This window comes from Campylobacter sp. CH246 (assembly GCF_004378835.1).
GTDB lineage: Bacteria > Campylobacterota > Campylobacteria > Campylobacterales > Campylobacteraceae > Campylobacter_D > Campylobacter_D jejuni.
In genome coordinates this window covers 250,637-265,534 of sequence record NZ_RYYA01000002.1, presented here as the reverse complement: position 1 = coordinate 265,534, position 14,898 = coordinate 250,637, and the positions used below count along the sequence as shown (strand labels likewise).

At 30.0% G+C, this 14,898-nt stretch carries 17 protein-coding genes and 1 riboswitch; of the genes, 7 read left to right on the top strand and 10 right to left on the bottom strand.

Going from position 1 to position 14,898, the window contains the following annotated elements:
- Position 1: 1 nt before the first annotated feature.
- Entirely contained in the window at positions 2 to 217 is a 216-nt protein-coding gene (locus tag ELQ06_RS03015; RefSeq protein ID WP_002855201.1) for a YdcH family protein, read from the bottom strand.
- Positions 218 to 401: 184 nt separating this feature from the next.
- Positions 402 to 596 (bottom strand): 50S ribosomal protein L28, encoded by a 195-nt coding sequence (rpmB, locus tag ELQ06_RS03010; RefSeq protein WP_002854974.1) that lies wholly within the window; start codon positions 594 to 596, stop codon positions 402 to 404.
- Between the two features lie 139 nt (positions 597 to 735).
- Between rpmB and rpe the strand changes: the two genes are divergently transcribed.
- The 3 genes from rpe (at position 736) to thiC (ending at position 3,616) form a co-directional block, all read left to right on the top strand.
- Entirely contained in the window at positions 736 to 1,383 is a 648-nt protein-coding gene (rpe, locus tag ELQ06_RS03005; RefSeq protein WP_002859889.1) for a ribulose-phosphate 3-epimerase, read from the top strand.
- The gene (locus ELQ06_RS03000) at positions 1,380 to 2,141 is read left to right on the top strand and encodes a 3'-5' exonuclease (protein ID WP_002866993.1); all 762 of its coding nucleotides are present in this window, start codon (positions 1,380 to 1,382) and stop codon (positions 2,139 to 2,141) included. The genes rpe and ELQ06_RS03000 overlap by 4 nt, the downstream gene beginning before the upstream one ends.
- A 21-nt stretch (positions 2,142 to 2,162) precedes the next feature.
- A riboswitch (TPP riboswitch) is annotated at positions 2,163 to 2,267 on the top strand.
- 56 nt (positions 2,268 to 2,323) lie between these two features.
- A complete protein-coding gene (gene thiC, locus ELQ06_RS02995; protein ID WP_002868797.1) occupies positions 2,324 to 3,616 on the top strand; it encodes a phosphomethylpyrimidine synthase ThiC in 1,293 nt (430 codons plus the stop codon).
- Here the strand turns inward: thiC and ELQ06_RS02990 are convergent.
- The 6 genes from ELQ06_RS02990 to ELQ06_RS02965 all read right to left on the bottom strand — a co-directional run bounded on the left by ELQ06_RS02990 (position 3,608) and on the right by ELQ06_RS02965 (position 7,897).
- Positions 3,608 to 4,126, bottom strand: a complete 519-nt coding sequence (locus tag ELQ06_RS02990) for a hypothetical protein (RefSeq protein WP_002867617.1) — start codon at positions 4,124 to 4,126, stop codon at positions 3,608 to 3,610. The genes thiC and ELQ06_RS02990 overlap by 9 nt on opposite strands.
- The gene (locus tag ELQ06_RS02985) at positions 4,116 to 4,643 is read right to left on the bottom strand and encodes a hypothetical protein (RefSeq protein WP_052820978.1); all 528 of its coding nucleotides are present in this window, start codon (positions 4,641 to 4,643) and stop codon (positions 4,116 to 4,118) included. The genes ELQ06_RS02990 and ELQ06_RS02985 overlap by 11 nt, the downstream gene beginning before the upstream one ends.
- Positions 4,640 to 5,599 carry a hypothetical protein gene (locus ELQ06_RS02980; protein ID WP_052797821.1) on the bottom strand — a complete coding sequence of 320 codons (960 nt, stop codon included), beginning with the start codon at positions 5,597 to 5,599 and terminating at the stop codon, positions 4,640 to 4,642. Before ELQ06_RS02980 ends, ELQ06_RS02985 begins: the two co-directional genes overlap by 4 nt.
- 144 nt (positions 5,600 to 5,743) lie before the next feature.
- Positions 5,744 to 6,373, bottom strand: a complete 630-nt coding sequence (locus ELQ06_RS02975; RefSeq protein WP_052797820.1) for a lysophospholipid acyltransferase family protein — start codon at positions 6,371 to 6,373, stop codon at positions 5,744 to 5,746.
- A complete protein-coding gene (gene miaB, locus ELQ06_RS02970; protein ID WP_052797819.1) occupies positions 6,357 to 7,658 on the bottom strand; it encodes a tRNA (N6-isopentenyl adenosine(37)-C2)-methylthiotransferase MiaB in 1,302 nt (433 codons plus the stop codon). The genes ELQ06_RS02975 and miaB overlap by 17 nt, the downstream gene beginning before the upstream one ends.
- Positions 7,655 to 7,897, bottom strand: coding sequence for an HP0268 family nuclease (locus ELQ06_RS02965; protein ID WP_002851103.1), 243 nt, complete (start codon positions 7,895 to 7,897; stop codon positions 7,655 to 7,657). The genes miaB and ELQ06_RS02965 overlap by 4 nt, the downstream gene beginning before the upstream one ends.
- 126 nt (positions 7,898 to 8,023) lie before the next feature.
- Between ELQ06_RS02965 and nusA the strand changes: the two genes are divergently transcribed.
- Positions 8,024 to 9,112 carry a transcription termination factor NusA gene (nusA, locus tag ELQ06_RS02960; protein ID WP_052805800.1) on the top strand — a complete coding sequence of 363 codons (1,089 nt, stop codon included), beginning with the start codon at positions 8,024 to 8,026 and terminating at the stop codon, positions 9,110 to 9,112.
- A 15-nt stretch (positions 9,113 to 9,127) separates the two neighbouring features.
- Here nusA and ELQ06_RS02955 read toward each other — a convergent pair whose 3' ends face one another.
- Positions 9,128 to 10,315, bottom strand: coding sequence for an MFS transporter (locus ELQ06_RS02955; RefSeq protein WP_052797817.1), 1,188 nt, complete (start codon positions 10,313 to 10,315; stop codon positions 9,128 to 9,130).
- A gap of 74 nt (positions 10,316 to 10,389) precedes the next feature.
- Between ELQ06_RS02955 and ELQ06_RS02950 the strand changes: the two genes are divergently transcribed.
- The 3 genes from ELQ06_RS02950 to recG are packed head-to-tail and all read left to right on the top strand — an operon-like array spanning position 10,390 to position 14,469.
- Complete coding sequence (locus ELQ06_RS02950) at positions 10,390 to 11,436, top strand: dehypoxanthine futalosine cyclase (protein WP_002857333.1); 1,047 nt, start codon at positions 10,390 to 10,392, stop codon at positions 11,434 to 11,436.
- On the top strand, positions 11,436 to 12,656 hold the full coding sequence (locus ELQ06_RS02945) for a pitrilysin family protein (protein WP_052781921.1): 1,221 nt from the start codon (positions 11,436 to 11,438) through the stop codon (positions 12,654 to 12,656). The genes ELQ06_RS02950 and ELQ06_RS02945 overlap by 1 nt, the downstream gene beginning before the upstream one ends.
- Positions 12,646 to 14,469 (top strand): ATP-dependent DNA helicase RecG, encoded by a 1,824-nt coding sequence (recG, locus tag ELQ06_RS02940; RefSeq protein ID WP_052797816.1) that lies wholly within the window; start codon positions 12,646 to 12,648, stop codon positions 14,467 to 14,469. The genes ELQ06_RS02945 and recG overlap by 11 nt, the downstream gene beginning before the upstream one ends.
- On the opposite strand, the gene ctb is transcribed toward recG, so the two are convergent.
- Entirely contained in the window at positions 14,466 to 14,849 is a 384-nt protein-coding gene (gene ctb, locus ELQ06_RS02935) for a truncated hemoglobin Ctb (protein WP_002867609.1), read from the bottom strand. The two genes, recG and ctb, sit on opposite strands and share 4 nt — an antisense overlap.
- Between the last annotated feature and the right edge of the window lie 49 nt (positions 14,850 to 14,898).

The window sequence follows — 14,898 nt, the reverse complement described above, 5'->3', positions numbered from 1 at the left end:
CTTATTTTTTATAATTTGCTAGATATTGGCTAAGTTCATCTTTTACATGAAGCTTTTCTTTTTTTAAGGTTGAAATTTCCATGCTGCTAAGAGAAGTTCTACCTTCTTCTGCATCTTTAATCATGTCATCAAGTTCATTATGACGATCAAATAGTTTATCAAAATGAGCATCTTTACCTTTTAGCTCTGACATTAATTCTCTATATTCATGTAGCATAAACTCTCCTTGTATTAGTGAAATTTAAAATTCATTTAACAAGGTATTTTACACTATTAAAAGATATTTTTGGCTTAAAAAATAATAAAATTAATAATAATTTTTAAATGTGTGTTATATAAGTGATTTATTAAAGTTTATTTTTAAATTGGAAATTTTAAAATTGAGGAATAAATCCTCAAAATTATTTAGAATTTTGTTTTTTTAGAGTTCTTAGAGTAGAAGCTGCGATTCTCATTTTTCTCGTGGTGCCATCTTCTAAAGTTACACGAACTGTTCTGAGATTAGGTAAAAAGCGTCTTTTTGTTTTATTGTTAGCATGGCTGACATTATTACCCACCATTGGACCCTTGCCTGTGATTTGACATACTCTTGCCATTTTCTTGTCCTTATGAAAATTTTTAAATGGAGATTTTATCAAAATTAAGCTTAAAATATTCCATAATTTATAGTTTTTTTAATATATAAGTCGATAAAATATTATTTATCACATTTATATATACTTTAAGGTTTTGATCATGTATGTAGCTCCAAGTTTATTGTCTGCAAATTTTTTGAAATTAGAAGAAGAAGTTAAAGCTATTGAAGCTGCAGGTGCAGATCTTTTACATATTGATGTAATGGATGGACACTTTGTTCCAAATTTGACTTTTGGACCTTGCGTGATCGAAAAAATTTCAACTATTAGTAAGTTGCCATTAGATGTGCATTTGATGGTTAAAGATGTAAGTAAATTTATAGATCTTTTTATCCCTTTGAAACCAAAATTCATTTCTTTTCATATGGAAAGCGAAGTTCATCCTATAAGACTTTGTGAATATATAAGAAGTCAAGGAATCCATCCTGCTATTGTTTTAAATCCGCACACTCCTATTGATTCTATTAAACACATGCTAGAATTTGTAGATATGGTACTTTTAATGAGTGTTAATCCTGGATTTGGTGGACAAAAATTTTTACCTTTGGTACATGAAAAAATCAAAGAATTGCGCCAAATGATTGATAAAAAAAATGCTAAAGTTTTTATAGAGGTTGATGGTGGTGTTAATGGTTTAAATGCTAGCGATTTAGAGGAATCCGGAGCTGATATTTTGGTGGCTGGAAGTTATATTTTTTCTTCTAATGATTATAAAACTGCAATTTCATCTTTAAAGCTTGAATTTTGAGTTCACAGCAAATTGATCAGATTATTTCTATATTAAATAAGCAAAGCAAGCCTTATGATTGGGTGATGCAAGAGTTTGCCAAAGTTGAAGAATTAAAAAATTTTGATTTAGATTTGGAAACTTTTGAGCTTTTGGGTTTGGGCTTAACTTTGAATAAAGATAATATTTTTACCCTTAAAACACGCACAACAAAAATTAAAGATGAAATTTTTTGTATAGTAGATATAGAAAGTACTGGCGGCGTAAGTAAGGGGGAAATTTTAGAAATTGGAGCAGTAAAAATTCAAAATTCTAAAGAAATTGGACGCTTTCAAAGTTTTGTTAAAGTAAAAGAAATTCCAGAAAATATAACCGAACTTACGGGTATTACTTATGAGATGGTGGAAAATGCTCCAAGTTTAGCAAAGGTTTTAAGTGATTTTAGGCTTTTTTTAAAAGACAGTATTTTTGTAGCGCATAATGTGCGTTTTGATTATAGTTTTATTTCTAAGGCTTTAAATGAGTGTGGTTTTGGCATTTTGCTTAATCGTCGTATTTGCACTATAGAATTTGCACAATGTTGTATAGAAAGTCCAAAATATAAACTAGAGGTTTTGAAAGAATTTCTGGGCGTGGAAAATACGCATCATAGGGCTTTAGATGATGCTTTAGCAGCTGCTGAAATTTTTAAATATTGCCTTGGAAAACTTCCTTATCATATAAAAACTACAGAAGAACTTATAAATTTTACAAAGACTGCACGCATAAAGCAAAAATAAATATTTAAAGTGTATAATTAAAACATAAATGACGGGAGCTTGTGTAACAGGCTGAGAGTAAGCTAAAAGCTTAGACCGAACCGGATCTGGATAATGCCAGCGTCGGGAAGATTTATAAATTTCAATACTTTAAAAATTTATACTCACCCTTCATTTATCCAAATTTTTTAAAGGATAAATTTATGAAAACTCAAATGAATTATGCCAAAGAAGGTATTTTTACTAAAGAAATGCAGATTGTTGCGCAAAAAGAAAATTTAAGTAAAGATTTTTTGCTTGAAAATATTGCTTGCGGTAAAATTATTATCCCTGCAAATATTAATCATAAAAGTCTTGATCCAAATGGTATAGGTTTTGGACTGCGTACTAAGGTTAATGTAAATTTAGGAGTTTCAAATGATTGCGTTGATTATAGCGAGGAAATGAAAAAAGTAGAGCTTGCTCATAAATTTGGCATAGAAGCGATTATGGACTTAAGCAATTATGGCAAAACAAGTCGTTTTAGAGACGAGCTTGTTAATGTTTCAAAAGCTATGATAGGAACAGTTCCTGTATATGATGCGGTAGGATTTTTAGAAAAAGATTTAAAGCAAATTAATGCCAAAGACTTTTTAGATGTTGTATATCATCATGCTAAAAGTGGGGTTGATTTTATGACAATTCATGCAGGTATTAATTCTCGCGCAGCGCATATTTTTAAACAAAGTAAAAGACTTACAAATATAGTTTCAAGAGGAGGCTCTGTACTTTATGCTTGGATGATGATGAAAGATGCTGAAAATCCTTTTTTTGAGTATTATGATGATTTGCTTGACATTTGTTTAAAATACGATGTAACTTTATCTTTGGGCGATGCTTTGCGTCCTGGCTCTACTCACGATGCAAGTGATGGGGCACAAATTTCAGAACTTATAGAATTATCACTCCTTACTCAAAGGGCTTGGGATGTTGGGATTCAAGTAATGATAGAAGGTCCAGGGCATATGGCTATTAATGAAATAGAGGCAAATATGCAATTAGAAAAGCGTTTATGTAAAGGAGCGCCTTTTTATGTCTTAGGACCTTTGGTAATAGATATTGGCGCAGGGTATGATCATATTAGTGGTGCTATTGGAGGAGCTGTGGCTGCAGCTAGCGGTGCTGATATGCTGTGTTATGTAACACCTGCTGAACACTTAAGACTTCCAAATTTAGAAGATGTTAGAGAGGGTATAGTTGCGACTAAAATTGCAGCTCATGCAGGAGATATAGCTAAACTTCCAAAAGAAAGAGCAAGAGATGATGAGATGAGTAAGGCTAGGCAAGAGATAGATTGGGAGAAAATGTTTAAACTTGCTATTGATGGAGAAAAGGCCAAAAAAATGTTTAATGAGCGTCGTCCTGATGATTTAAACTCATGTTCCATGTGTGGAAAAATGTGTGCAATGAATACTATGAATCAAATTTTAAAAGGCGAAGATGTGAGTTTAGCTTGAATAAACTTTGAGAGTAAGATCTATAGAGATACCTTGCTCTCCTGCTTTAAGATTAAGTGGATAATCAAGCTTGATTAAGTTATTATAGTTTTTTAGAGCATCAATAAAATCATAAAGCCTTCTAGGATTGTTCATTGTCGCTTTAATGGCTAAGCGGTTTTTTAGATATTTTTCTTGTTTTTCGGGCTTAGTTTCTTGAATTTTTACATTTTGAAAATATTTTTGTAAAAAAATATCAAAATTTCCTATATTAAAATTTTGCTCAAATTGCTCTAAACTTTTGTTATTTTCGCTTCTTAGAGTTGATATTTTATCTTCGCTAAAGTCAAATTTTAATTTAGCGGCCTTTAAGATAGCAAGTTGTGAGTTTTCTCTAAGATTTGCTTGTTTATAATTTTTTAATGTCGGTAAAAGTAAAAATAAGATCAAGGCTGTGCAAACGCTTATAAAACTTAACGCGCAAATGATAAGCTTTAATAAATCAATTTCTTCTAGACTTTTATCTTTCATCTGCAACTCCTGGAATTTGTTTACTAATACTAACAAAACGATACCACCCATTATCTAAGCGATAATAGGTTGTATAGCTTTGATCAAAGATGCTTTTTAAAGGGGTTTCTAAAAGTAGAGTAAACATTTCTCTTGTAGGAGTGACTCCGATAAGTTTTAAGGAATATTCGTCTTGTTCAACACTTTCAAGAGTAATATTATCAGTTTTTACAATAATATCAAATAGATTTCTTAAGCTTTCTTTAACAATTTGATTTTGAGTGTTAAAATTTTTCGCTATTTGGCTTTGATCAAATAAAATTTCATAAAGCATTTCATTTTGCTTAGTTTGATTTTGAAGCACTATAACTTGTTGTTTTTCATCATTGATAGAGCTATTGATTAATGCAATTTTTATTGTATATGTAAAATATACTAGCAAGATAAATAATATACTAAAACCAAAAAGTCCTAGCCAAATTTTATCAAAGAGTGTGAAAATAGGTTTTTTTCTTGGCTGTATGAAGCTATAAGTCATTTAAGCTCCTTTCGCATCAACTCTATCATAAGATCTAAGGTGTTGATTTGTTTCGTTTTTATCTCTAAAAAAGTTTCACTTTCTAAAAAATCAATAGCACTTATGTTAATATCTGATTCGCTATATAATAAAATACCATTGATAAATACCCCAGCATATTTATCATCATTGTAAAATTTTTCAATGCTCGTAATAATATAACGGCAAAGTTCCATATCATTGCTAAATTGATTTAATTCATCAAGATTAAAATTATCATTATTATCCAAAGTTTCAAGATTATTTTCTTGATCAAGTAGATCAAATTTATTATTTAAGGCTTCATTGAAGTTATCTAAGGTAACTTCAGTATCATCGTTGTTGTTTTCAATTTCTTGATTATCTTCTGATGGAAGTTCAAGCTCTAAACCTAATTCTTGCTCAAATATTTTAAAATCACCGTATAAAATAGTATTGCCTTTAGCAACAATAATTGCCAAAAGATGTCCTTGTTTAAATCCATAAAGTAAAATTTGATCATCAGGCTGTTTTTCTTTTTGTATATTGTAGTAAAGAAGGGCAAAAGGGGAATATAAAAAATCTAAACCTCTATATTCTTCAAAAAGCTCGCTATAATATTCCACATGTTCGGTAGCCGTATAAACAAGGGCATTATTAAACAAAATATACTGTAAGCTGATTTTTCCTATATTAAAGTGCTCACAATCTTGAATATTTGTACTAGGTATTAATCCTTGTTCTTTGGCGTCTAAAAATAAAGCAGTGTGGTAAAATAAGAAATGCTTGCTTAAATTTTTTATGTATTCTAATAAATTTTCACTTTTATCAAAAGTTTTTTCATTGCTACTGATTAGTTTATTTCCTTTGTAAATAGAAGCTTTTACAATATTTTTTTTATCTTCTAAAATAATACTAATAAAAAGTTGTGGAAATATTTTTTTAAGTAAAAATAACATTTCATTCCTTTATCAAAAGTTTTTTCATTGCTACTGATTAGTTTATTTCCTTTGTAAATAGAAGCTTTTACAATATTTTTTTTATCTTCTAAAATAATACTAATAAAAAGTTGTGGAAATATTTTTTTAAGTAAAAATAACATTTCATTCCTTAAATTGATCAGCTAAGATAATTTTATCAAATTGTTCCATTAGAAATTCTTTAGCTTTTTCTTTATCTAAAGATAAAATATCCAAAGGTTCACTTAGACTATAAGTAATCTTACTAAAAGGTTTTGGCAAGATCATCTTATCCCAACTTTTAAATTCCCAAAAACGATTTGCTTCATAGTTTAAAATTCTTATCTTTAGTTCTTTTTTTTGAGCCAAAATGATAGAACCATCTGAAATACTATGATAAGGCCCACGTGGACCATCGGGCGTGATAACTATATCGTCATTTTGTTCTAAAACTTTAAATGCAGCTCTAAGTGCACTGCTAGCACCCCTTGAAGTGCTTCCTCTTACAGTATCAAGACCGAAAAGCTTGATGATTTTTGCAATTTGTTCTCCATCTTTATGGTGGGAGATCATGACATAGGCTTTTTTATTTTTTTGTCTATAATGTCTAAACGCAAAAGGCATGAGTGCTAATTTTCCATGCCAAAAAAGTATCACACTAGCTTTACGGTCAACTTTTTCACCTTTATAGTGCTTTTTACAGCTTAAAAAAATAAGCCATTGCAAGATGAAAATTATATATGTTAAGCAATGGATTTTAAACGATTTCCCCATATAAAACCATACGCTTTGCATTAGTGATTTTTACTTCTTTAAATTGCCCTAAAAGTTCTTCGCTACCTTCAACTTGAACTAAAAAATTATTATCTGTTCTTCCAGCAATGCTATTGCCTGCTCTTAATTCTTCAAATAAAACTTTAAAAGTTTTATTTTCTTGTTTTTTTACAATTTCATCTAAAATTTCACTATGACGATTTTGTAAGGTGCTAAGTCTTCTTGAAGCTGTTTCTTCATCGATTTGATTAGGCATGGTTGCGGCTTTTGTTAAAGGGCGTTTGGAGTATTTAAAAGAAAAAATTTGTTCAAAACGTACTTTTTCCAAAACATCCATAGTTTCTTCAAAATCTTTTTCACTTTCCCCTGGAAAAGCTACAATAATGTCTGTAGAAATGCTAACATTTGGACAAAGTTCTCTAAGTTTTAAAGCTCTATTTAAATACCATTCTTTAGTATAGCCACGCTTCATAGCTTTTAAAATTTCACTTGAGCCGCTTTGTAAAGGCATATGCATGGATTTGCAAACTTTTGGATTATTGGCAAAAACTTCTAAAAATTTATCATCCATATGCAAAGGATGTGGACTTGTAAAGCGAATGCGTTCCAAATCTTCTATGGTGCTAAGTTCTTCTAAAAGATCTGAAAAGTCCATTTTTTTATGTTCGTTTCTAAATCTTTTGCCGTAGTTATTGACATTTTGTCCTAGCAAAAAAATCTCTTTAGCACCTTTTTCAACAGCTTTTTGAGCTTCTTTGTAGATAATGTTAAAAGGTATGGAAATTTCATCTCCTCTAGTATGTGGCACTATACAATAAGTGCAGTGTTTGTCACAACCTATGGAGATATTAATATAGGATTTATAAATACTATTTCTAAAATCTGCAAAAGCAAATTCACTTTCATCATAGTCTATATCCACGCCCATAAATTTTGGAGTTTTTATAGCTTGAGTGATTTTGGAAATATTTCTTGCTCCTAGAACAAAATCCACATAAGGAGCACGTTTGAAAATTTCATTTCCCAAATGCGATGCAGTACATCCACAAACTCCTATTTTAGCACCTTCTTTTTTAACTTTTTCAAAACTACCTACTTCTGAGAAAAGTTTATGCACAGGTTTTTCACGCACTGAACAGGTATTGATAAGAATAAGATCTGCTTCTTTGATATCTTCTGTTAGTTCGTAATTTTCTTTTTGTGTTAATTCTGCGATCATATGCTCAGAATCTCTGACATTCATCGCACAACCTAAAGTTTGGATAAAAAGTTTTTTAGCACTCAAAGAATATGTACCTCATACATAAAATCATTATCATCAAGTCCGTATTTTACGGTTCTATGATAAATGCTTACTCCTTTTTTTTCAAAATGATTTACAAGGGCAATGAGTTGTTTGTGTGTATTATCTTTATCAAAATAAAAAAACTTTTGTCCTTCTTTTTCTATAGCCTCTTCGATTTTTTCTAGGCTAATATTTTTAGGTTTTTCATTAATCAAAGTTCTTGCCAATTTTAATTCCATAGCTAAATCCTTAAGAATTTTCATTTTAATCTATAATTTTAGCAAATTTTACTTTTAATTAAACTTATTAAGGATATAATTTTTATCTACATTTTTAAATTTCCCACAAAAAAGGTTTTATAAAATATGGAAAAGATAGCAGATATTATCGAATCTATTGCTAATGAAAAAAATTTAAACTTAGAGAATGTAAGAGAAAAGGTAGCTACCGCTTTAATCAATACTGCAAAAAGAATTTATGGACAAGAATATGAGTTTTTTGTGGATCCTAAAAATTTAAATCTTTATCAAAAAATTACCATAGTAGCAGATAATGACGAGAGATTGCAAAATAAAAGTGAGAGTTTTATCGCGTTAAGTAAGGCAAAATCAGAAGCTCCAGATGTTGAAATAGGAGATGAATTAACCTATGAATGTTCTTTGGAAAATTTAGGAAGAACTGCGGTAAATACCTTGCATAAAGAACTTGAATATCATATACAAAAATTATTAGAACAAACTATTTTTGAAAAATATAAAAACAAAGTAGGGCAAATGGTTTTTGGTACAGTTGTTAGAGTGGATAATGAAGAAAATACTTTTATTGAAATAGATGAATTAAGAGCTTTTTTACCGAGAAAAAATCGCATTAAAGGGGAAAAATTTAAAATAGGTGATGTGGTAAAAGCTGTGATACGCCGTGTTTATACAGATAAAGGTATTAAAATCGAGCTTAGTCGTACAAGTCCTAAATTTTTAGAATGTTTACTTGAAGCTGAGGTTCCAGAAATCAAAGATGGTTATGTCAATATTATAGGATGTGCTAGAATTCCAGGTGAAAGAGCAAAAATCATTCTTCAGGCCAATGGAGCAAATATCGATCCTGTAGGTGCTACAGTAGGTGTTAAAGGTGTAAGAATTAATGCAGTAAGCAAAGAGCTTCATAATGAAAATATTGATTGTATAGAATTTACAAATGAGAGTGAAATTTTAATTTCTCGTGCCTTGGCTCCTGCTATTGTAAATTCTGTAAAAATTGAAGATAAAAAAGCTATGGTAAGTTTAAATAGCGAACAAAAAAGCAAAGCCATAGGAAAAAATGGTATTAATATTCGCCTTGCTTCTATGTTAAGTGGTTATGAAATAGAGCTCAATGAATTAAGCTCATCGCAGCTAAATAATGCCATCAGCAATGAAGAAGCAATGAAAAATCTTCAAGATTTGTTTAAAATTTAAAATATTTGTGAATTTTCACAAATATTTTTTATAAAACCACTTCCAATAAAATGCCGCAAAGATAAAAATCATACCCAATAAACCTGTAATCAGTTTTAAACTCAAGCCTATTTCAAATAAAAAGCCCATAAGCATTGAAATAATAGCGCTAAAACTAAGATAAATCATATCTGTATAAGCGATCACTCTACCATGATATTCTTTGTCAGCATTTTTTTGTATCATGGTGTAGGTATAAGCCCAAAGCGCTGAGGTAAAAAAACCTGCACCAATTAAACCTAAAAAAGAAATATAAAAATTAAATTGAGTTAAAGCCCAAAGTATAATACCCAAGCCTTGACCAAGATACATGTAAAATAAATTTTTATTATTAATAAATTTGCTTAAAACCATAGGCCCTATAGCTAAAGAACAAGCACGTACCGCATTTAAAAACCCTATTACTAAAGCAGCAGATAAAACTTCTTTGTATTGATGTTGTGCTAAAAGCGCAACCAAGGTTTCATAAGCAGTTAAACCTATAAAAGCGTGAAGCAAGATAAGATGAAAAATTATTTTGTTATTTAAAATATAGAAAAATCCTTCTTTTATCATAGTAAAAAAGCGACTTTGTGTTTTGTGATGAAAATCAGGAATGCTTAATCTTACTAAAAAAGAAATGCCTATGAGTATAAGCATACAGTCAAATAAAAAAGCGGTTTTAACTCCTAGAAAATAAATAAAAATTCCCGCACTTGCCATACCTGCTGTATAAGAAATCGCCCAAATGACACTGTGCATTTCATTAGCGAGTTTAAGTTCTTGAGGGGTTAAAATTTTGGCCAATAAACTCATTTCAGTTTGAAAATAAATCGAAGCAACACAAAGTCTTATGAAAATTAAAATAAACAAAAGCCAAAGCATACTAAGACTTGTGACAAAAATAAGACAAAAAATAGAAATTAATTCTATGCTAATCATACTGAGTAAAAGTTTTTTAGGTTTATTTTTCTCTACTATAACCCCATTAATAGGAGCAAGCAAAACTCCAGGTAAAAAAGCAAGCATAGCACTTGTAGCTGTTGCCCAAGTAGGAGCATTAAGCTCGACTAAAAGGGTAAAAACTCCCGTTTGAGAAAACCATGCTCCAAAATATACTATAAACTGAACCGAAGCCAATATTCTGATATTTTTATTATTTTTTAATAGTTCAATGTAATTCATAAGCGAAACTATAGCATAATTTATATTTTAAATGCTATAATTATTTTAATTATGTAAAAAAACAAGGAAAAATTTTGAAAAGACTGGATAAAAAAGAAGCTTTAGATTTATTACATCATGCGAGTTTAACTGAACTTGGAGAAATGGCTTATAAAAGAAAATTAGAACTTCATCCTGAAAAAATCACTACTTTTGTTGTAGATAGAAATATTAATTATACCAATGTTTGTTGTATTGATTGTTCTTTTTGTGCTTTTTATCGCCATCATAAAGAAGATGATGCTTATATTTTAAGCTTTGAGGAGATAGGCAAGAAGATAGAGGAGCTTGAAGCTATTGGGGGTACGCAAATTCTTTTTCAAGGCGGGGTGCACCCAAAATTAAAAATAGAATGGTATGAAGAATTAGTTTCTTGGATAAAAGAACATTATCCAAATATCACTGTACATGGTTTTTCAGCGGTTGAGATCGCTTATATCGCAAAGGCATCTAAAATTTCAATTACTGAAGTACTTCAAAGACTACAAGCTAAAGGTTTATTTTCTATACCAGGAGCAGGTGCTGAGGTGCTAAGCGATAGGGTGCGTGATATTATCGCACCAAATAAATGTGATACAGCTACTTGGTTGGAAGTACATCGCCAAGCTCATAAAATCGGCATGAAAAGTACAGCTACTATGATGTTTGGAACGGTTGAAAATGATGAAGAAATCATCGATCATTTTGAGCATTTGAGAAAATTGCAAGATGAAACAGGGGGATTTAGAGCTTTTATTTTATGGAGCTTTCAAAGTGATAATACTGCTTTAATCCAAAAACATCCAGAGATTATGAAACAAAGTTCTAACAAGTATTTAAGACTTTTAGCTCTAGCAAGACTTTATTTAGATAATTTTAAAAATTTGCAAAGTTCTTGGGTAACTCAAGGCTCGCTTATAGGTCAACTTGCTTTAAAATTTGGGGCCAATGATTTAGGCTCAACCATGATGGAAGAAAATGTAGTAAGTGCTGCAGGAGCAAGTTATAGAATGAATCAAGATGAGATGATAAGGCTGATTAGAAGTTTAGGCGAAAATCCAGCTAAACGCAATACCGCTTATGAAATTTTAGAAAGGTTTTAATGCAGTATTTAGACAGTAGGGGTGTTAAAATCCCTTTTATTTTTGAAAAAAATTCTGATTTTCCTATTGTTGTTTTAAAGCTTGTTTTTAGAAATTGCGCTAGAAGTTATGATGAAATAGCAGGCTTAGCTAAGATGTTTTCACGTATTTTAAATGAAGGTGTGGATGATAAATTTTTTAAAGATTTAGAATTTAGAGCGATAAATTTAGAGGCAAGTAGTGGTTTTGAAAGTTTGGAAATCAATCTTTCTTGTTTAAAAGAAAATTTTGATTTTGCTTTAAAGAGTTTGGAAAAATTGCTTTTAAAACCAAGAATAGAAGAAAAAATTTTGCAAAAATTAAAAATCAATGCCTTAGGTGAGCTCGCGAGTAAAAATAGTGATTTTGATTATTTAGCAAAAAATTTACTTAATGCTCAAATTTTTAAATGCAAAGAATTTCAAAGCTCAAACGATGGAGATGAAAAAAGTATAAAAATCTTATCTTTAAAAGATTTACAAAATTTTTATAAAAATTTTATCCATCTTAGTGATTTGGTTGTGATTTTAGGAGGAGATTTAGAAGAAAAACAAGCCAAGGAAGATCTTTTAAAACTATTATCAAAACTTCAAATAGGCAAAAAAAATACTCCAAAAAAATATGAATTAAGCAAAAACATTAAAGATGAAATTTTGATACGCCCAGAAAGCGAACAAGCTTATATTTATTTTGCTACGCCTTTTTTTGCTGATTTTAAAGATAAGGATTTATATCTTGCAAAAATTGCTTTATTTGTTCTAGGACAAGGGGGGTTTGGTTCAAGGATTATGGAAGAAATTCGTGTTAAAAGAGGTCTTGCATACTCAGCTTATGCTATGCTTGATATGAATATGTCTTTTTCTAGAGTTTTTGGATATTTACAAACTAAAAATGAAAGCGCTAAAGAAGCTAAAAAAATCGTAAAAGAGCTTTTTGAAGATTTTATAAAAAATGGCATGACTCAAAATGAACTTGATCAAGCTAAAAATTTTCTCATAGGATCAACTCCTTTGCGTTATGAAGGCTTAAGCAAGCGTTTATCTATGGCCTTTAATGAATTTTATCAAGGTTTAAATTTGGGATATTATAAAGAAGAGTTAAAACTTATGGAAAAGGTTAAACTTGAAACCATCAATGCTTATATTAACAAACATCAAGAGCTTTTAAATATAAGTTTTGCAAGCATACAAAATGAAAATTAAAGAAAGTGATTTTGAATTTTTTAAAAAATTAAAAATTAAAAGTGCTATTGATTTAGCGCTTCTTTTACCTAAAAAAATTGAAAATTTAAATCCAAGTAAAAATCCTAAAGAAAATGAAATTTGCACCCAAAAAATCACTATAAAAAGCGTTAGTTCAAGAAAAAATCAACTTTTTGGTTTAGGTTTTTGTGAAGAATGGCAAGAAAATATTTCTTTTGTGTTTTTTCATCCTAGAGCTTGGCATTTTGGGATTTGTAAGGTAGGAAAAGGGCTTATTTTTAATGCTAAACTCTCGCGTTTTAATCACACTTGGCAATTTAACAATCCTAAAATTTTAACTTCTTTTGAGGGTTTTAGTCCAAAGTATCAAATTTTAGGTTTAAAAGATGCAAAAATTGCTGCTTTTATACATAAATATCTTAATTATGAAAATTTACAAGAAAGTGGCATAGGGGATAAATATATACATTTTCTTTTAAATTTGCATGCTTATGATGAAAAAAGTTTTTTTATGTTTGAAAATTTGCAAAATTTTAGCAAAGATTTAAAATATATAGAAATATATAATTTTTTAAAGCGTTTAAAAGCTAAAAAAACGCATTTTAAAGCTCATCAAATCAATGTTTTTAACATAGCCAATTGGCTTAAAGATTTGCCTTTTTCTCTTACTAAAGATCAGCTTAATGCCTTAAAAGATATAGAAAAAGATTTGCATTCAAAAGAAGCTAGAAGGCGTGTGATTATGGGTGATGTAGGGTGTGGTAAAACTTTGGTTTTGCTTGGTGCGGCTTTGATGGTTTATCCTAAACAAGCTATTTTGATGGCACCTACTAGTATTTTAGCGCATCAGCTTTATGAAGAGGCTAAGAAATTTTTGCCTGATTTTATGAATATTTTGTTTATTAAAGGGGGTAAAAAAGAAAAAGATTTAGAACAAAATATTCAAAAAGCAAATCTTATTATAGGTACTCATGCTTTAATTCATTTAGAAAGCCATAATGCCGTACTTGTAATGATAGATGAACAACATCGTTTTGGCTCGGCTCAGCGTGAGAAAATTCATTCTTTAAGTAAACAAGAATTTGCCCCTCATTTTATACAGTTTTCGGCTACGCCTATTCCAAGAACCTTAAGCATGATACAATCTGAACTTTTAAATTTTAGTTTCATTAAACAAATGCCTTTTAAAAAAGATATCACAACTTATTGTATACAAAATGAAGGCTTTTCTAAGCTTAGCGAGAAGATCAAAGAAGAAATCGCTAAAAATCATCAAATTATCATTATTTATCCCTTAGTGAGTGCTAGTGATAATATTCCTTATCTTTCTTTAGAGCAGGCTAAAGAATATTGGCAGAGTCACTATGAAAAAGTTTTTGTAACTCATGGGAAAGATAAACAAAAAGATGAAATTTTAGAGCGTTTTAGAGATGAGGGAAATATTTTACTAAGCACTACAGTGGTGGAAGTGGGCATTTCTTTGCCAAGATTGAGTATGATAGTGATTGTAGGAGCGGAACGTTTAGGACTTGCTACCTTGCATCAACTTCGTGGTCGTGTAGGTCGTGTAGGGCTTAAAAGCACTTGTTATCTTTATACTAAACTTAAAGAAATTCCAAGTCGTTTAAAAGAATTTGCTAGCACTTTAGATGGGTTTAAAATAGCAGAGCTTGATCTTAAAAACCGTTTGAGTGGAGATTTGCTCGATGGTTTTATGCAACATGGAAATGAGTTTAAATTTTTTGATTTTTCTAAGGATGAGGAGATTTTAGAAAAGGTAAAAAAAGATTTGGCAAAAAAAATGCCAAATTAATGTCCGCCATACTTATAAAGCATATTTTGAAAATGTGAAGCTATCATTTGTGCACGCTGTAAAATAACTGTTTTCATTTCTTCATTATAAACTATATTTAAACTTTCTTCAAAAAGTCCTAGCCAAACTTCAAAAAATTCTTGAGGAAAAGGAGGTAGATCTAGATGCTTTTTTAAGGGTTGCCCATTATAATCACCTTCGCCTAAAAGCATGCCTGCCCAAAAATTTCCTATTTTTGCTTTATGTTCTTTCCACTCTTCATCACTTGTTCCAATAGCATTGTTAAAAATAGGACCTAAATCCTTATCTTTTCTAACTTTTTCATAAAATATTTCCATGAGTTTTGCTATGCTTTCTTGATTAATTGTTTCAAATTTCATATAAGCCTTTCTTGAATGTTAATTTTATAGCGTTAATATAGCAAAAATA